At 55.3% G+C, this 18,016-nt stretch carries 11 protein-coding genes; 3 read left to right on the top strand and 8 right to left on the bottom strand.

Translation table 11 applies throughout. The features are described 5' to 3' along the window. Positions 1-365: 365 nt before the first annotated feature. Both LAO76_12880 and LAO76_12875 read left to right on the top strand, forming a co-directional pair. Positions 366-2,855, top strand: coding sequence for a fibronectin type III domain-containing protein (locus LAO76_12880; protein ID MBZ5491818.1), 2,490 nt, complete (start codon positions 366-368; stop codon positions 2,853-2,855). A 770-nt stretch (positions 2,856-3,625) separates the two neighbouring features. Next, complete coding sequence (locus tag LAO76_12875; protein ID MBZ5491817.1) at positions 3,626-6,136, top strand: fibronectin type III domain-containing protein; 2,511 nt, start codon at positions 3,626-3,628, stop codon at positions 6,134-6,136. Between the two features lie 64 nt (positions 6,137-6,200). Here the strand turns inward: LAO76_12875 and LAO76_12870 are convergent, their stop codons facing one another. The 4 genes from LAO76_12870 to LAO76_12855 form a co-directional block, all read right to left on the bottom strand. Next, on the bottom strand, positions 6,201-8,567 hold the full coding sequence (locus LAO76_12870) for a hypothetical protein (protein ID MBZ5491816.1): 2,367 nt from the start codon (positions 8,565-8,567) through the stop codon (positions 6,201-6,203). Between the two features lie 101 nt (positions 8,568-8,668). Next, the gene (locus LAO76_12865; protein ID MBZ5491815.1) at positions 8,669-9,469 is read right to left on the bottom strand and encodes a hypothetical protein; all 801 of its coding nucleotides are present in this window, start codon (positions 9,467-9,469) and stop codon (positions 8,669-8,671) included. A 124-nt stretch (positions 9,470-9,593) separates the two neighbouring features. After that, positions 9,594-10,460: a nucleoside 2-deoxyribosyltransferase domain-containing protein gene (locus tag LAO76_12860; GenBank protein MBZ5491814.1), complete on the bottom strand. Its 867-nt coding sequence runs from the start codon at positions 10,458-10,460 to the stop codon at positions 9,594-9,596. 4 nt (positions 10,461-10,464) lie between these two features. Next, positions 10,465-12,825: a hypothetical protein gene (locus LAO76_12855; protein MBZ5491813.1), complete on the bottom strand. Its 2,361-nt coding sequence runs from the start codon at positions 12,823-12,825 to the stop codon at positions 10,465-10,467. 973 nt (positions 12,826-13,798) lie between these two features. Between LAO76_12855 and LAO76_12850 the strand changes: the two genes are divergently transcribed. Further along, positions 13,799-14,563: a M15 family metallopeptidase gene (locus LAO76_12850; GenBank protein MBZ5491812.1), complete on the top strand. Its 765-nt coding sequence runs from the start codon at positions 13,799-13,801 to the stop codon at positions 14,561-14,563. Between the two features lie 13 nt (positions 14,564-14,576). On the opposite strand, the gene LAO76_12845 is transcribed toward LAO76_12850, so the two are convergent. From LAO76_12845 to LAO76_12830, 4 genes are all read right to left on the bottom strand, one after another. Next, positions 14,577-15,164, bottom strand: a complete 588-nt coding sequence (locus LAO76_12845; GenBank protein MBZ5491811.1) for a TMEM175 family protein — start codon at positions 15,162-15,164, stop codon at positions 14,577-14,579. A gap of 106 nt (positions 15,165-15,270) precedes the next feature. Continuing rightward, the gene (locus LAO76_12840; protein MBZ5491810.1) at positions 15,271-15,753 is read right to left on the bottom strand and encodes a GNAT family N-acetyltransferase; all 483 of its coding nucleotides are present in this window, start codon (positions 15,751-15,753) and stop codon (positions 15,271-15,273) included. Positions 15,754-15,790: 37 nt separating this feature from the next. After that, positions 15,791-17,404 (bottom strand): SAM-dependent methyltransferase, encoded by a 1,614-nt coding sequence (locus LAO76_12835; protein ID MBZ5491809.1) that lies wholly within the window; start codon positions 17,402-17,404, stop codon positions 15,791-15,793. 71 nt (positions 17,405-17,475) lie between these two features. Further along, positions 17,476-18,003: a tail fiber protein gene (locus LAO76_12830; GenBank protein MBZ5491808.1), complete on the bottom strand. Its 528-nt coding sequence runs from the start codon at positions 18,001-18,003 to the stop codon at positions 17,476-17,478. Between the last annotated feature and the right edge of the window lie 13 nt (positions 18,004-18,016).

The raw sequence follows: 18,016 nt of genomic DNA, 5'->3' as shown, positions 1-18,016 counted from the left end.
GATCTACCGCGCCGTCGGGCGGTGCGGTAGTGAACGGGGCGGAGATTAACCCGGCAAGTCGCAACGTGACGGAAGTGGCCTCTGCCGGTTTTGATCAAGCCCGAAGCAAGATCAAGACAAAACTCCTGCGGATCCGTTCTCCGGGAACGTGTAATGGTCCACTCTTTCCGGCGCAGCTCATCTTGAGCTGAGTGCCTGGATGGCTTGCACCACCGCGAAAGCATGCCGATGGCGTATTTGCGTCCGGAGGCGTGTGTCTCAAAATATATATCGTCAAGCGATATATAAGAACGGAAAAACTGCGGGGAAGAAATTTCACTCGCGTGTCTCCTTGGCCGAGGCCAGGAGATTGGAAGGGAATGCACATGAAAACAACGAGTTTCCAAGCTACATCGCAAAACGTACAGGGTGGTGTCAGGCAACATGCCCACTTCTGGATCGGCCTTGTGCTGATGTTATCTCTGGTGGCTGTTACAGCAAGCGCGCAGACTACAACCACCGTTCAATTTGCTTCAAGTATCACCGCGCCCGGCGGCGGAATTGTCCTGACCGGGACCGGCATCAACCCTGCAACCGGCCAGCATTTCCGCCATTTCTGGGGCGGCGATGAAATTCTGGGCCTCTGCCGCTACGATCCCGATCTGGATACCGCCGGCCCTTACACGGTGAACAGGAACACTTGCATCAATTTCATCGGCGCAACCCAGTTCAAGCCCGGCGAAATCGCGTTTGATCGCACCACAAACGACCTCTACATTCCGAACATTACGGCCACGGCAAGCGAGGCTGTTCGCATGCACTTCCTGCCCGGCTCTGACGCCGGTCACGGCGTTGTGGACCCGGTCAATATCGAGGTTCTGGTCAGCAGCCAATCAGGCGTCGGTTGCCAAACGAGTCTCGTGGGTCCGAATTCGGCGGCTTTGGGACCGGATGGCAATCTGTATTTGGCGTCGCTTCGGAGCGGCAATGTCGTTCGCATCCTCTCCCCGCAAACTAATCCGCTGCCCTGCAACAACGTCCAGAATGATGTGATCAACAGCCCTGATGGAAGGAAGAATTTTGGTCTCGGCTGGATCGGCCATGACCTGTACGGCGGTGACGGCTTCTCGGCCTTTGTTGTCCACAATGCCGATACGTGCTTTACAGCCGCCAACAACTTCAGCGTCTGCACAGGCCAGAACATCCTGGCGGGCCAAATCCCGACGCCGACAACAATGATCGGCGATCAGGCGTACCCGGACCTGAATGGTCAGAACCTCTACTACACCAATGGTTCCGTGATCAGCCGGGTATCGGTCACCCCCGCCGGGACTACCGTCAACGCGTCATACGCCACCAACTTCAATCTTGCCACCGGCTTTGGTCTGGACGTCTTTAATCCGACCGCCGAGGTGCTATTTGTAGGCGATGATCCCAGTGCCGGCAACATTCCCGGCTCCGGGCACTGGTGGCAGGTGCTGCCAAATCCCCCGCCGCCAGCTTTGCCTGGCGCTCCGATCAACGTCACGGCGACGGCTGGTAACGCACAGGCAACTGTAAGCTGGAATCCGGCTCCAGATGGGCAGAAGATTACCAGCTACACGGTGCACAACTCATTTGCTTCGAATGGCATTCTGGTACCGGACGTTACTGTAGGCCCGACTCCGGGCACAACCATTGTTCCTACTTCTGTGGTGGTTACGGGATTGACCAACGGAGTCACCTACCAATTTGAAGTGGCAGCCACTGACTCCGTGGGCACCGGACCGTTCTCTGCGCCCAGCAACAGCGTAACTCCGTTTGCTCCAACGGCGCCATCGGCTCCAACCAATGTCTCAGCCATTGCTGGCGATGCTTCGGCCCAGGTCGCCTGGACTGCTTCGGCTTCTGACGGAGGCTCAGCGATCACTGGATACACTGTGACCGCACGGGTGAACGGAGCCCCCTCCGGAATCACTGCCAGTGCCTGCGCTACCTGCACCGGCGCCGCCGTAACTGGTCTCACCAACGGGACCACGTATACATTCACTGTGCATGCAGCCAACGCGGTGGGCAACAGCGCTGAATCTGCGCCCTCTAATGCGGTGACACCGCAGATTAATGCCGTGCCGCAGGATGCATCCATTACTGACGTCGGGCCGGCATCGGTGAATTCCGGCGCCAATGCCAGCTACACAATCACAGTGAACAACAGCGCAACGTCAACCATTCCAGACGCGCTTGTCTCTGACACCTGGCCCACTACAGGCGGAGCTGCGCTTGTATCTGTGACTCCCAGCCAGGGCACCTGCACATCCGCGGCAGGTACCATCAATTGCAACCTGGGCGCGATTGCAGGGAGCAAAAGCGCAACCGTGACTCTGGTCCTGCGCCTGACGGCGCAGACCACGAACAAAGCCACCGTGTCAATGAGGGATGCAGCCGGTAGCCCGATCACTGATCCAACGCCGGCAGACGATACCGCTTCGGCCACGACATCCATTTCTGCTCCACAAACCACGACCGATGTTCAGGTCACTGGTTCGGCGCAGAATGGTGGTCCGGCTGTGAAATCAGCTGACACCCTGACGTGGCAGATCAAGAATTCCGGGAACCAAGTGGCTAATGCACTGAGCTTTACGATCACGATGTCTCCCGGTACGACGCTTGCATCTGTCAATACCAGTGTGGGAACCTGCACCGGTCCCGCTCTGGGCACCAGCGGCACCATCACGTGCAACGCGCCTTCACTGGCTGCGGCCGCAACGATGATCGTGACCGAAAACGTAAACGTGGTTCAGGCCGGTTCGCTTGCCACCACTGGGACCGCTAGTTTCAGCGGCACTGACACGAACCCCGCAAACAACTCGTTTACGGTAACTCTGAACGCTAAATAACGATTGATCTAAACACTGTAAGCGCAGCCAACGGGCTGCCGGATAATCGAACCTGGTATCCGGCAGCCCGAACTTTGTAGGCACATAGCAGTTTAAGACCTTGCCAAACAGGATCTTGTGCCAGCATTATCTCCAAATCAATCCTGGCTTCTGCCGCTCTATGGGTGATCGCTATGGCGCCGCGACTAAGTGAATTCGACCAAATAACCGATATTGCGTTTGCCCTTGTTTCAATTAAGCTCACCTGGGACTACAAAACTTAGACTGTCATCAGATATAGCTCTTAATACTGATCTAATCGTTTTTAGTGCTGGAAAAATAAAGTGTTTGACTATATAGTTCAAAGTAGAAGGATGCTCGGCTCTCGTGCCGAGGAGCTAGATTGGTTTCTACCTGAGAAAGTCAGGAACCATCGGAGCATCGCAACCAGCTAGTGCATCTTCCTTTGCACCGCCCGAAGCCGGTTACAAAACAAAGTTACCCAACTACCATCCGGTTCCTCAACGAACTTGAATGGTTGTGTGCGCTGGGTTAAGAAGCATGGCTGCCCGGAGCATGCTACAAGCAAATGCTTGCCATGTGCTGCAGAGCATGTGTGTCTTCAATCGAGTACTAAGGCTAGCTCGTAACTAGATCTTTATAAGAATAGTGCCGGCCAACGACATACGCGCGGCAACGGATAAGAGTGGGAGCAAGGCAAGTCAACATAACACAAAGCTTCAAGAAGCTCAGGCTCGTGGAACAAAACAACCTTAAAAAAGGAAATCTCCATGACAACAGAAAGTTGCTCAGTTGTGCTCCAGGGCGCAAACCTTCGTTCCAGGTCCAAGTTCGCTCACCCATGGCTCGTCTTCTTCTGTCTGGTGCTTCTTGCGGCCGCGACTGCTACAGCCCAGACGACAACGGTTCAATTTGCCGATAACGTTACTGCACCCGGCGGTGGCATTGTCCTGACAGGTTCCGGCATCAATCCTGCAACCGGCCAGCACTACCGCCACTTCTGGGGCGGTGATGAAATTCTTGGTCTTTGCCGGTACGATCCTGATCTGGATTCTGCGGGTCCATACACGGTGAATCGAAACACCTGCATCAATTTTGTCGGCTCCGTGCAGTTCAAGCCGGGAGCACTGGCGCTGGATACGACGACGAACACCATCTACGCTCCCAACATCACGGCCACAGCGGGCCAGGTAAATCGGATGCACTTCCACCCGGATTCTGACGGCGGCCACGGCATCGTGGATCCGCTCAACATCGAGGTCTTGCTTTCGGGTGGCGGTGGAGGAGGAGGTAAAAAGGGCACCACCGGCTGCTCGACAAGTCTGGTGGCCCCTGCATGGGCAGCGATTGGACCGGATGGTAATCTCTACGTGGCTTCACTGCGCAGCGGCGCCGTGGTCCGTGTGCTTTCTCCGCTAACGAATCCGCTGCCTTGCACGAACGTGCAGAATGATGTCATCAACAGCCCCGACGGAAAAAAGAACTTTGGTTTGGGCTGGATTGGTCACGACCTGTACGGCGGTGATGGATTTTCCGCCTGGGTACTTCACAACGCGGACCAGTGCTATACGGCAGGCAATAACTTCCAGGTTTGCACCGCGCTGAACATCCTTGCAGGACAGGTCCCCGTTCCGGTCGCCATGGTCGGCGATCAGCAATATCCGAACCTGGATGGCAAGAATCTCTACTACACCAATGGCGCAGTGGTCGATAAGGTCACTATCACGCCCGAAGGGACCGTCGTAAACACGTCATATGCGGTGAATTTCAATCTCGCTACAGGCCTGGGACTTGATGCGTTCAATCCAGCGGCTGAGGTTCTCTTTGTTGGCGACGATCCCAGCGCAGGCAATTCTCCCGGCTCCGGTCATTGGTGGGAAGTACTGCCGACCCCGCCGACGCTCCAGATTCCCGGCGCGCCTGTGAACGTAACCGCGACGACGGGCAATGCACAAGCAACCGTGAGCTGGCAACCAGCCGGGGATGGACAGCCGATCTCCAGCTATACCGTTCACAACTCGTCCGCTTCCAACGGCACTCTGGTTCCGGATGTCACTGTTGCACCGGATCCAGGAACAACCATTGTTCCGACTTCAGCGGTGGTGACCGGATTGATCAACGGAGTCACGTACCAGTTTGAAGTTGCGGCTACGAACTCCGCGGGTACAAGCGCATATTCGGCTCCCAGCAACAGTGTGACGCCATTTGCGCCAACCGCACCGGCGACCCCAACCAACGTCAGCGCTGTCGCAGGCGATTCTTCAGCCAGCATAGCCTGGACCGGCTCCGCCTCTGATGGCGGTTCGCCGATTACGGGTTACACGGTAACTGCTTTGGTCGGCGGGACACCGACAAGTATTAGTGTCAACGCCTGCGCGACCTGCACAGGAATCAACGTAGCAGGCCTGACCGACGGCACTACATACACTTTCACCGTTCACGCAACTAATGCTGTAGGTAACAGTCCTGAGTCGGCGCAGTCCAATGCGGTGACGCCGTCGCTCAGCGCTGCACCGCCGGACATCTCCGTCTCAGATGTTGGTCCAACATCAGTCAATTCCGGCGCCAACGCCACCTACACGATCAAGGTGAATAATACGACAACGACAACCATTCCCGCAGTAAGCCTGAACGACACCTGGCCCACCAGCGGAGCGACTTTCATCTCCGTCACCGCCAGCCAGGGCACGTGCTCATCTGCTGCGGGCAGCATCAGTTGCAATCTCGGCTCAATCGCCGGCAGCGGATCTGCCACGGTGACACTTGTGCTGCAATTGACGGCGCAAACCACCAACACCGCCAGCGGTTCCATGAAAGATGCCGCGGGTAACCCGCTCTCCGATCCGACTCCCGCGGACGATACCGCATCGTCCACAACTTCCATCTCTGCGCCTTCCACCACCACCGATATTCAGGTCACTGGCTCGGCACAGAATGGCGGTCCGGCGGTTGGAACGGCAGACACCTACACGTGGCAAATCAAGAACAACCAGAAGACAGTGGCCAATGCGGTCGTCTTTACCAACAATCTGCCACCGAGCCTGCAGTTCGCCTCTGCCAGTACGTCTCTCGGAACCTGCTCCACTCCTGATCCGGGCACAGCGGGTGGCACCATAACGTGCAATGCCTCTGCACTGAACGGAAGCTCCACAATGACAGTGACAATTAACGTAATCCCGACTCAGGCCGGCTCCATTGCCGATACCGGAGTCGCTAGTTTCAGCGGAACGGATACGAACCCTGCAAACAATTCGTTCACTGTAACCATCAACCCCAAGTAGCACAGTGAACATTGAGCGGGCTGCCGGAGATCTAACCCATCCGGCAGCCCGCGAACTCAAGTTCTTACCAATACTTTCCTATCTCATCCAGTGTGCATGATGGTAGAAAAGTCCTTTTCTTGTACAAGTCGATCAGCTTGCCAGATCCGATCGGACGGCCAGAAACCATAGCGGCAGTCCCGCCCCCCTCTTTCCACGCACTTTCCCACAGCATGGCAAGATAACGGCATGAATTCGCCATGACTTCAACTGTCTGGTTCTGGAACTGGTCCCACAACTTATTGGCGATGGCTTTGGGTTTGTCTTCAGGAGAAAACTCCTTGAACTGATTCACGATATCCTGCGGAGGCAGGATGTCGAAAGTCTTCAACATGAGCTCAACCGCCTTGTAGGCCGCATTTTTATGGCCACGAATGAGCGCGAGACCGTTTCGAGACACGGATTGCCTCAGCTTGTTCTGCATGTCGATGGCATGGTACTTGAACATGTCAGACTCGTAGGCCGCGTGTACCGCGTTCTGCCGGCTAATGCGGTTCTTTGGGGGCTCAGTCTCATTTGAGTGTGGGTCGATCATGGAATCTTCCGGATCACCATGGTGCAGGTAGGAGATGTGCAGCGGCTGGCCGGCGTCCCCCACGTAATGGGCAAGAATGCCAGCCGAGGCCACAAAGTGGATTTCGTCTCTCCTGCGTGCAAATTCGACCATGTTGCGGTAAATCTGCGCGATCCGGAACGGCAGCACACCATTGCTGTACTTTGCAGCACGCGCTTCCGACCTCACCCGTGGAGGGCGGTTCTTGAAAAGCTCGAAATGATGGAGCCATACGTCCGGGTCGACGTATCGAGTGTTGACGCTCCCATGAGGACCGCGGCAAAGGTCGAGCAGACTCTTGCTGTCGTCCGGCGGAGGCTCGTCAAGATCGGCGAAATGATTCGGGGCTTCCGGGTTCGCGCTACGCGGGCCTCTCAAGCCAAGTTTGGTTTGCCATACAAGGTCCGGCCAGTCAGCCAGAGGTACCAGGCTGCCATCCTCTTTTGTCGAGAGCCCGCGCATGTTTTTGTCGCTGATTGCATCAAGTTTGAATGTGATATTGCCAAGATTGGCCTGCATCAGCTTCTTCAAGTTGCGATCGGCGATGATCCCACAGGCAAGATTGGCGATGGTGTAGTGACCCACCGCTCCCCAGTATTCCGGAAGTTCAAAATCCCAGCTTCGGATCAGGTCCAGGTCCAGTTCATTGAGCACGGTACTGAGACAGGTCGCCATGGCATAACTCTGGCTTTTTTCACCGTTCGAACTGAAAACGTGTCCTCCCCATTGAACCGCCACAGGCCGGCGGTCAAGATTGTGCAGTGGGTCTTCGGAGTCAGGGTAGTCAAGAACAAAGGTTGCGCCGGAATCTCCGGGATTGGTTTGAAATGGCGCGTCTTCGCGCGGGCCAATCAGGAAGTCAGCCACATATTCAAATCCTCCCATGGCTTTGTAGCGGTAGAACATCGCGCAGATCACGCCGGCCATCAGTCCCGATGCGGCCCCATGGGCTTTCACCTTCGTGCCAATCAGTTCCAGGGTAAAATTGTCCGAGCTAAGATCAACCGCGGGACCAAGCGAGCCCACCTTGTAGACGTCGGGCCGCCACGTGGTCTTGTCCTCAAGTTTGACCAGTCCAATATCCATATGGAGATGGCTGTCACGACCCGGCCACCCGGGATACACCTCCTCGAACGGCTTTCGAGTTATCTGCTTCGACGAACTGGTACCAATCACTTTGGATTCACCCGCAACGATGGCCGAGACTGGCGTACCTCTATCGCCAGTCACGTGACGGCTGGTGAGAGCATAAGTACTGTGACCATCGGTGACCAGGCATCCAATGGTGGCAAATTGCTGCGCGCCCTGCTCCTCGATAATGAGCGGCAGTCCGCCTCCCAAGAATTGCCGGGGCGCGATCGGCGCCGCGGCGATGCGGGAGAGAGGCGTCTCCTGCTTGGGCGCTTCCACGATGCAGATCGGCACAAGGGTTCCATCCGGCATATACAGCCTTTTCGAAATCATGCCCGAAGGCTCGTGCTTTCCCTTCTTGTCGAAGTCGGAGAAGCTGAGCCATTTTTCGACGAATACAAGAAGGCATGGCCATGAGTATGGCCGAACCTCAGAATTGCGCAATGTCCGCGGACCGGTAGCCTTATGCTGATTGGGATCTCCTGGCCAGGGATCTGTCTTGCGGATGAGATATCTTCCGATTGCAGTTGCTACCACGCCAGCCTTGTTCATCAGGTGCCGGTGATAGAGGTCACGAGCTTTAAGCAGATCGACAAGGGAGAGAGTGTGAAAGTCGGGTTTATCGCCAAGAGGATGGGCGCCGTTTTTCTTGAAAGTTAAGAGTTTTTCCTTACGAACTTTCTGGGTTACTGTCGCTGTCGCGTTCATGTCAGACTCCTTCGTGTTCGGCCGTGAAAAGTGAACGATGCTCTTTTTGCCACCGGTTTTTTGGCCTTCATTGCACCGGCAATAAGGCGTCCATTTCGCGGCTAAAAACTTCCCCGCAGGATTCGCTCGTTGCGGTCGCGAATATCTTTTGGAACACCGGCCTCATACGCGCCAAGGAAGTTGGCCTCATCATCCGGCCCTTCATCGGGCACCTGCAGTGCCGTAAACCAACGGTTGAGAAGGCAGAACTGACCGATCAGCCAGGTCATCTCGACGATTTGCGAATCCACGAGTTGATCGTGCTGCGTGGCGTCGTATCCTGCCCATTTACGGATGAAATCACGATCAAAATCTGTCATCTCTGAAGCCGGCGCTTGCCCCGCGTTGTAGGCTCGCAGTACGGCTCTCAGGTTCTTGAACTCGCTGTCGGTCACCAAATGCGCGTCCTTGGCTACCTCCACGGCATAATCCAGGCAGGCATTTTCGCGTGCGGTGTAGAGTTCACGATGTTTTTCGTGTTCGTGAAGGTACAGCAGCTTGCGATGGCCTTCCTCCTCGCGGCCGAGAGTCTTGAACACGGTTATCCCTATGAAGGAATGATGGTTGATCGAATACCGGCTCCGGTTTTGCAGTGAAGTTCGGCTGATCATTAATTCCTTAAGGGGACGATCAAGAAAACCTGCGAACTGCTTGCCGTGATTGAAGAGATCAGTATCAAAAATGACAGAATTGGCATACGGCACTTCCGTGATGGCCAACTGGGGGCAATGTCCCATTACCTTCATCAGATTGCTGGGAAAATGTCCCCATGTAAGCTCACCCTGTTTGTAGGCCGCTGCGGTGTAGTCATCAACTTCATCGATTTGCAACGGCCTGATGCGTGTCCACGGTCCCTGTTTCATTGGAGCATCCTCCTATAGCTGCAGGAGACTGAGCGAGTCTGCATTCGAAAGCCCAGGCTCCCCGCGTGTCTGTGTTTGGTTCTATCTGGCAGCCAGAGATTGCTTTGGCCGCAAAGGCACTGTTTCAGGCGACTTTGCCCTTAACACATGCATCTGAAACATCGGCACCCTTTTTGTCCTTCTTAAGGTCCCAAAGCAACCAGTCATCATTGGCCACGAAATCCTGTTTTACGCGGTCCCATTTCTTGGGCAACTCAAGGTTCAGTTGAGCGAGAAATGGCAGCAAGGGTTTCTGCGGCGGCTGCTCGGACTCGTCGTCATCAATACGGATGTCCTCGGTCCATCCGAATTTGTCGCGGAACTGCGCGAAACCAAAGCCGTCAAAGAAATGCTCTCCTCCGATCAGCGGCATGTACCACAAACTGGGGCTTCCATCCGGATTCTCTTTAATCGGCACCTGGTTGGTGAGCGCCTGCAGCAGTTCCGTAGCTTTCTTGTCGTTGGCGAGATGTTTTCGCAGGTCCGCCAGTGCCGGAAACTCCACCCGGGGACTGACCAGGAGCACAGGCTTGCGCTGCTGGCGAGCCACGATGATCTCGTGCGGCGTTCCGACGCTGTAAACGTTCGTGGGACAGTACGACACGATAAAGTCACTGGTATCGACCATGCGAAGATCGATGTGCATTGCCGGCCAGAAGAACTCCGCCAGCGCCGATCGGGTCTGGGCTCCGTCACGTCCTTGCGCAAACGTCCAGTTCTTTCGTTGTTCGGTGGTGGTCTCACCCTCGCGGCCGTACTCATGCAGACCTCGGACCTCTGGTTTGAACCACGGGTCAAATACGGTTACGTCCATGGCTTTAAGAAAATCGCCCAGGCGATGCCGCCATCCGTGTTTTTTTTCTTCTTCACGGGAGGCGACAAAGTCCATCGGTCCCGAAAGATAAACTCTCGCATCTGAAAGTAGTCCGGTGTTTCCTGATTTAGGTGCCATGTTGTCAGCTCCATCTCTCGGCGACACGCTCACGTACCGCCTCAAAGTTGTCACGGATAAGGTTGTGATATTCGAGATACGCTGTGCGGAACTCAGCAAATGTCTTCTTATAACCTTCACCCGCTGTTGCCTGCGCAGCAATGCATAGCTCCAGCAGAGAAGACAGCCGTTGGCGTTTCTGGGTCAGTTGCTCCCGTAGCGAATCTGTTTTGCCGGAATCGGCCAGGTAACGCAACCAGCCATCGATCCTGGCGTGCGACTCGATCGCCCGGTTGAAAACGGCCAGGAAGGCTGATACAGCGGCGCTCCGTTGCGCCTGAAGGTCGCTGGTTTCCTGCTTGATTTTGGTGCGCAGAACACGCTCGGTCTCCGCGGTCCAGATGGCCGTGGCTGGGTTCTTCTTCTCTTTGGCAGCGTCAAACGTGGTATCGCTGATGATGTCGAAGAGTTGGTCGATCTCCACCGAGCCTGCCTGGCCCAGCAGGATGCCTGCTTTCCGAGCACGACGCTCGCAGTCCATGAATTCTTCCCAACTCAGCAGCGGACGCGCGCTGTCTGGCGTTCGAGTGATAATCTGACCTGTACCGGGTTCATAGATGAACTTCTCGCGTGGATGTGCCTTGTCCTTCGGCGTGCGGTGTCCAAGAAGGACCCAGGTGCTCTTGTGTCTTGTATCGGTGAGAAGAGACGGCATCTTGAGCCGCTCCGCTTCATCGATCATGAATTTGATCTTTTCATAAGGATCCAGGATTGCTCGCGGCGTCTTGTTCGTGTCGCGGTTGTCGCAGAATGCGTTCCACGGTTCCACGATCCCAATGGGCATGAGCAGCATCTGCGTGGGTATGTGGGGATTGCTAAGGATCTCGCTCCACACTTTTCGTGCTGTGAGGGCGTCGAGGCAGAGCCACATTCCCATTTTCAGGATGTCGACGGAGAGCGTGGTGTACACCGACTGGATTCGTTGGGCCGCGGTGGACGCCGTATAAACCGGATCCACTGGCCTCCCGTCCGTGACGATGATCCCTTTTGCATCGGCATAATCCGCAACATCATTCAGTTCATCCGGTTCCAGATACTCGAGTAGGTTGGGCAGCCATGAATCTTCAGCATCGTCAGCCACCGCAACGTAGCGCAGGCCCAGGGTCGCGGCAGCATCCACCACATGGTTAATGGTGGCAACGCGATCGTGCCCGGTGGGCTCAACATCCAGATAGAGCGCAATCAGCTTCCGGCTCTTGTCCAACTGAGGATCGATCTGGCACGCGGCGTTGATGGCGTGGACAATCTCACGCGTGGCCAAGCCGGTCACGTCGTACACAGCTCCGATGGCGGGCAGCACGAAGCCATCCGCTCCTTCAAGCCCTGAAACGGTCTTCCCCTTGGTTTTCTGTTCCTGCTCTTGATGGTAGCGGCTCAGTTGCAGGCGCAAGTCGCTGGCAAGCTCTTCAGGACTCGCCGGGCGGACCGCCGGTTTCAGCATGCCTCCGCGAATCGGCGCCAGGTCATCAATGGCTGCGGGATGAGGGAAGTTGCGGATCGGGATGGATTGCACTTCTTCTGATATGTTGGAACTGGTGGGAACAGACGCGGCAAATAATCGCGTCGCCATCGCCAGGAACGGAGGAATGGGCGAGACCGCCTGGCCAGGCACAATCAACTCGCCATCCAGACCGAAACCAAGGTCCATGGTGTGCAGGGCCTGCGCCTCCGGTGATTGCGCAATTCCCATAGTGTAGTAGTAGCCTGCATCCAGATCGCTGGCGCTAACAAAGTGCAGCGCGCCACACGGTTTTTTCTGCAATTCGGTAAAGCGCCTGGCGCCGCGCGGCCGCAGGGGGAATTGGCCATGTTTCACCATCGCCTCCCAGCCAATCGCCAGGAGGGCCCTGGCCTTGTCTGTCAACTGGAAGATGACACTCGTAAATGGCTCAACTACCAGCAGCGACTTCTGCAAACGGTCGATCACCGTGATCGCGAGAATGGACAGGCGCGAAAGCTCGTGCTCAGTGTCAATTTCCGCCGCCCAGCCGTCTTGCGGAGCAACGCCGACCGCTTTCTTGATTTCGGCGGCCAGCGTTCCGGCATTGGCGAACCCCAGCGCGCCGGCAACCTCGCCTTTGGTCAATGCTCCGCGCTGCAGGGCGCTGACCATCATCTGAAATTCGTCAGCGGTGGCGTCAACGCGAATCTTTTTTTCCGGCAGTTCAACATGGGTAGTGGCCCGCTCATCGCCAGGAGGCACGGGAGAAAAATGCAGCCGTCCTTGAAGTGCGTCAAGCACCAGGGCGGGATAGCGTTGGAATTGTTCTTGCGGCTGCGCGGAGGCAGCCACCGGCTCATTCAGCACATCCTGTGTCATTTTCATTGCATGCACCTCATATCCAGGCTCCGGCGCAACACTCAACCGGTCTGCGGCAATGAATGATTGCCGCTGTAACCCCGCGAAAAGGGCATTAACCATCAGATGGAAAAGCTAGCAATCGCTAGTTGTGATGGGTTCCTGTTTGATTGCAGAATCTTTCGGAGAAGCACATATACTTCGCCATTTAAGAAGAATTCGCGGCCTTAGCGTGTTAACAGAACAAAATGAGATTCTGACGCACTCTCAACAATTGAGAAGCCGCGCTTTCTATTCACTTAGATCACCCCGGAGACAGGATTGTTTCAATGGCCGATAATATATTTTCTCGCAGTGAATATTCTGATTTGGCACGTCGAGTCTGGTGAAGGACTTTCATAAGGTGCTGCTTGTTGTCATCTTCTTCTAGATGTCACTTATCTGAGAGCTCTTTAATCTATTAAGCTCTTCCGCATTTGTACTAGGCATTGCACACGTGCTTGGTAGGCCCCGCTGGAAAGGTTGAAGATTGACGCCGCGCCGACCGTCAATAAGTACCGTGGTAAGGTCGCCGGTCAAAACACCTGGCACAAGAATGGGCTGATCGCGAAGGTTGCGGTCCATTATTACGTGACATCATCGTTTTGCTGCGTGATACAGGAATGCGCCCAAAGAAAGAGCTATTTTCCATGCGGATTGAGAATCTGGATTGGAATCGCGGGTGATTTTGTGCCAGACAGTAAGACTCCGACCGGGCGCCGCTTCATTCCAATGAGTGACCGGGTACTCGATCTTCTGTTGGTGCGGTGTGCTGAGAGAGTCGACGGCCGGGTTTTCCCTGCGAACTCCGTCATAGGTCACATCACTATGATCGATAAACAGTTGCTTAGGGTGCCGCCCAGCGGCCGACACTAAGAAGGCACCAGTACAGTTGGATTCGTCCTTGCAATATGCTTCATTGACCGCTCTTCCACACGGGCGTGCTATAGTTCCTGGAACTATGCGCTTATTCCGTACCGTTTCCGCACTGGTTCTCTGGCTTTGTCTGCCGCTCGCCTTCAGTCAAACGATCCCTGCCAAAAACCAGGCCGCATCCGCTGCCGACCCCACTTTTCACATTAAGCCGCTACGTCCGGTCCAGGAACTGGAGCGGGAGGCGCGGGCGGCACAGCCTCCGCATGAGAATGGTAATTTCCGCAAGCCCGAACTGGTGGAACTGGTGAAACTCGATCCCACCATCAGGCTGGATATTCGGTACGCGACAACAAATAATTTTCTGAGCACGCCCATGTACTCTCAAGCACGGGCTTTTCTCCAGCGTCCGGCGGCTGAGGCCCTGCTGCGGGCACAAAAGGCGCTCAGGGAAAAAGGTTACGGACTGGAGATCCACGATGCTTATCGTCCCTGGTATGTGACAAAAATGTTCTGGGACGCTACGCCTGAAGATAAAAAGATTTTCGTCGCCGATCCCAAAGAAGGATCCAAGCACAACCGCGGCTGCGCCGTTGACCTGACTCTGTATGACCTGAAAACCGGCGCGGCAGTGAAAATGCCCAGCGGGTACGACGAAATGTCCGAACGCGCTTACGCCGACTATCCCGGTGGAACCGAAGATGAGAGGGCGCGACGCGCAATATTGCGCCAGGCAATGGAAAAAGAAGGTTTCACCGTCTATCCGCAGGAATGGTGGCACTTTGATTACAAAGATTGGAAGCAGTACCCGATTATGAACGTCCGATTTGAGGAGATTGGGAACCAGGATTAATAGCGCATGCTCATCAGACACTCGCGTTGTGTCCAATCGCTTTCTCAATGCGCCGGTCTGGAATGAGCCACATGACGGCCACCAGCGCATAACAAAGACATGCGAGCAATGGCCGCAAAAACGCCAGCGGGATTGCGCCGATGTAAACGACCATGGAGACCCTTCCCTTCCGGTCGCCACTAATTAATTTTGCCAGCACCGAGCCTGCCCCCTGATGAGCAATCAGCCGCTTCGTGAGGATAAAGTAAGCAATGGAAGCAAATAAAAGTACCGCGCCGTAGAGCGCCACTGGCCACGGCGCAAGAGGGTTCTCGCCCATCCAGGCGGTGGCAAACGGCGTCAATGAAAGCCAGAAGAGCAGATGCAAATTCGCCCACAAGACGCTTCCCGCAACGTGCTGCACTGCCTGCAAAAGGTGGTGATGATTGGTCCAGTAAATTCCAACATAGACAAAACTCAGGACGTAGCTGGAGAAAACGGGAATCAAAGGAATCAGCGCCTCCAGGCTCGTGCCATGCGGAGACTTCATCTCCAGCACCATGATCGTAATAATCACGGCGAATACGCCGTCACTGAAAGCCTCCATACGGCCTTTGGACATGTTGGTGCAGTACCTTTCCGCTGCGCTTCAGCCCCGCAGTGAATAACTTGTGAGCTGGAACGCGCCACATAGCGCCGCGAATCCCTGGATTTCAGTCGAACTGAACTTAGGTTCGTTCCGTTGCTTGCGGACGAAGCTCCATCTGCGTGTAAATCTGGTCTTGACCGGTCTTGATGAATCCCAGGCGCGTATACAGCCGCTGTGCCGGGTTCGTGTTAACGACCTGCAACTGCAACACTGCACCAGCGGCGCCGCAGTCCTTGATCAGATTGCGAATCAGCTCGCCGCCAATTCCCTGCCCGCGATGCTCAGGCAACAACGAAATATCGAGAAGCCGCCATGTATCGCGCTCGCGCTGGACGATCATGCGGCCAATTGGCTCATGGTCCTTTTCGATGATCTGATTTTCGGCAGTGGAATAGGTGGATTGATACCACTGTTGTTGCGCATTGAACTGCATGCGGAAGAAAGCTTCCTGCTGAACAGTATTCCAGCCAAAGCCGCGGATTTCTTCTATTCGAGTACTGACGTATAACCGGAAAAGGAAATCACGGTCATCTGGCATTGCCGGGCGCAATTGTGCCTTCATGAGCAAGATATCGCACGAAAACGTATGGATCGAAGATTCATAAGAGCTCCACTTCACCGGTTCTGACTTGATCTTCCAGTTTCCACCGGCTTTGTTTGGCAGGCTCAAAGCTGGGATCAAGGCTGCATGCTTCGCGCATCAGTTCCAGCGCTTCGCGAGAACGGTTTAACCCCAGACTGCACAGGCCCAGATTGTAACTGGTGGTGGCCGATGGCCCGAATAATTGCTGTGATTTCCTGAACATTGCATAAGCTTCAGAGAAGAACCGGAGTTCAAGCAAGATCACGCCACAGTAAAACGCCAAAACATTGTCATCGTGGTTTAGCGGATAATGGTTCTGCCATGTGTTGAGCACCGCGTCGCGCAAGTCGGTGCGCTCCCCAATTGCATTTCTTGCCTGCCGGGCGATGATCGGGAACAAACGCACAAGCATGACAGGGTCCCAACGCGTAAGACGAAGCAATGACAGTGCCTGAGGTAGCGAGATTTCCTCAAGGTAGGCATTCAGCCAGCTCATGATGGCAAACAGGTCGTCGGGGCCGAATGCCGTTAATGCTTCCTGATAGGCCTGGTGCGTGGCGGTGAAGTCGTCGCCTGGATTGCACTGGATGAACGCGCACAGATTCAGGCTGGTAAAGTGCTTGGACGGCACAAGGGCCTTGCCACCCTTCGCACAAAAATATTTGCCAATGGCATCAAAGTTCACTTGCTGGGAAAAACATCGCCCGCTCGCGTGAAAGTCCAATGAAGGCTCACGCGGAGCCAATGCAAGATCTTCTTCATGAGTGAACCCTTTGTCGGCGGCCAGAACAAGCATTCTGCCATCGCTGGAATCGCCAAGCCGTTGCAAAGTCTGGAGCGCAGTGGCAGGAAAAAGGACCGTAGCAGTTGAAAGCCGGGTGCGGTACTGCTCCAAAATTCCGCTCCAATCTTTATCTGGATAATGCCGCGGTGCGGTAGCGGAGTTTTGGTACGAAAAACGCAAGTCTTTGAAAGACTGAATCTGGCCATCTGCCGCGGCTGCGGTGGTCACCAGGATTTCATGGATATTCCCGTTCTCAATCGAAAATGCATCCTGGGGGAGACTATCGAAAACATAGTTGGCGATGACGACGAGCGGTCCCCTGCTTTCCCGCCGATATTCCTGCCCGGCCTGGAAGACTGCAAATTCGAGCACGCCGCTGCTGACAAATTCCTTCAGATAAGTATTTGCCCGCCACTCAGCGACGAGGCTTTCAGAAGTATCGGTCATGCAATAACGAACAAGATGGAAAGGAATGTTTTGGCCCTGCAATAAGGGAGCCAGCTTGCGCAGAAAGAGATAAGAAAATTTACCAGTACCGGCGCCGAGTTCCAGAATACGCAAAGGGTTCTCTGGCGAAAGTGACTGATAGCCGCGCTGCGCGGAGGACAAGCAATCCTGCACGAACGCCGCCACAATTCCAGCGAAGATTTCAGCGATGAACGGATTGTTGGTGATATAGCTGGGGACCAGGTCCTCATTCCAGGCCTTCAGCCCGCGTTGCGCGTAAAAGTCGCGCTGCAAGCCCCAAATAATCGACCGAGACAAAGAAACATTCTGTTCAAGCAAACGCCGGGTTTCAGTAGCGGCGTTTGCCGCCGCGGGAGGCGCTGTCTCTTGGTCCGGCATGGGGCAATATTAGCGCAAAAAGAGAGGGGCTCCAGGATAATCCATCCTGAAGCCCCCGAAAGAAAATGTGGTTAGGTGCGTGGCGGGAAGACTCCCTGCAACGCAATGCAGAAGTTCAAAGTGAGATACGGCATCATGTTGTTATGCGGCAGGTTGCCGCCAGCTATTGAGAGGGCCAGCGGGTTCATCTGCACGTCCTTGTTGTTGGAGCCTGGGGGAGAGTAGAGTGAGGGGCCTGTTTTCAGGCCAGAAGCCCAGGCATTGGTTGCTGGGCTACCTTGGCCGCCTCCGCTCGCCGCAAGGGCAGGATGATTGTGTGCGGGCATTTCCGTCTGGATGAGAGTTACATTCTGCTCTCCGGCTTGTTCGCCCAGGTCACGCAGGCTCAGGCCGGAGCCTTGACCTTGCTGCATGGGAGTATTGCCCTGCATGTCTGGCAGCGCGAATGTGCTCTTGCCGTCGCCGCCGTAAGTGGTGCCCAGAAGCGAGAACAGGGCGGTGTTCTGGCTGATTGGCAGGAGCTGGCCATTGCAGAATGCCCAGCCTTTGGGAGCAAAGTTAAAAGGGAAAATCCTGATCTCAGCTACAAAGGGGTCCATGGCTATCCTTCTC

Source organism: Terriglobia bacterium (assembly GCA_020072645.1).
Classification (GTDB): Bacteria; Acidobacteriota; Terriglobia; order Terriglobales; family Acidobacteriaceae; genus Angelobacter.
This window is presented reverse-complemented; position numbering and strand designations above follow the sequence as displayed.

What these genes read in the sequence shown, in the direction of transcription:
- LAO76_12840 (MBZ5491810.1), bottom strand. Translation starts at nt 15,753, where the DNA reads ATGAAGGCACAATTGCGCCCGGCAATGCCAGATGACCGTGATTTCCTT.
- LAO76_12870 (MBZ5491816.1), bottom strand. Translation starts at nt 8,567, where the DNA reads ATGAACGCGACAGCGACAGTAACCCAGAAAGTTCGTAAGGAAAAACTC.
- LAO76_12835 (MBZ5491809.1), bottom strand. Translation starts at nt 17,404, where the DNA reads ATGCCGGACCAAGAGACAGCGCCTCCCGCGGCGGCAAACGCCGCTACT.
- LAO76_12830 (MBZ5491808.1), bottom strand. Translation starts at nt 18,003, where the DNA reads ATGGACCCCTTTGTAGCTGAGATCAGGATTTTCCCTTTTAACTTTGCT.
- LAO76_12865 (MBZ5491815.1), bottom strand. Translation starts at nt 9,469, where the DNA reads ATGAAACAGGGACCGTGGACACGCATCAGGCCGTTGCAAATCGATGAA.
- LAO76_12880 (MBZ5491818.1), top strand. Translation starts at nt 366, where the DNA reads ATGAAAACAACGAGTTTCCAAGCTACATCGCAAAACGTACAGGGTGGT.
- LAO76_12855 (MBZ5491813.1), bottom strand. Translation starts at nt 12,825, where the DNA reads ATGAAAATGACACAGGATGTGCTGAATGAGCCGGTGGCTGCCTCCGCG.
- LAO76_12875 (MBZ5491817.1), top strand. Translation starts at nt 3,626, where the DNA reads ATGACAACAGAAAGTTGCTCAGTTGTGCTCCAGGGCGCAAACCTTCGT.
- LAO76_12845 (MBZ5491811.1), bottom strand. Translation starts at nt 15,164, where the DNA reads ATGTCCAAAGGCCGTATGGAGGCTTTCAGTGACGGCGTATTCGCCGTG.
- LAO76_12860 (MBZ5491814.1), bottom strand. Translation starts at nt 10,460, where the DNA reads ATGGCACCTAAATCAGGAAACACCGGACTACTTTCAGATGCGAGAGTT.
- LAO76_12850 (MBZ5491812.1), top strand. Translation starts at nt 13,799, where the DNA reads ATGCGCTTATTCCGTACCGTTTCCGCACTGGTTCTCTGGCTTTGTCTG.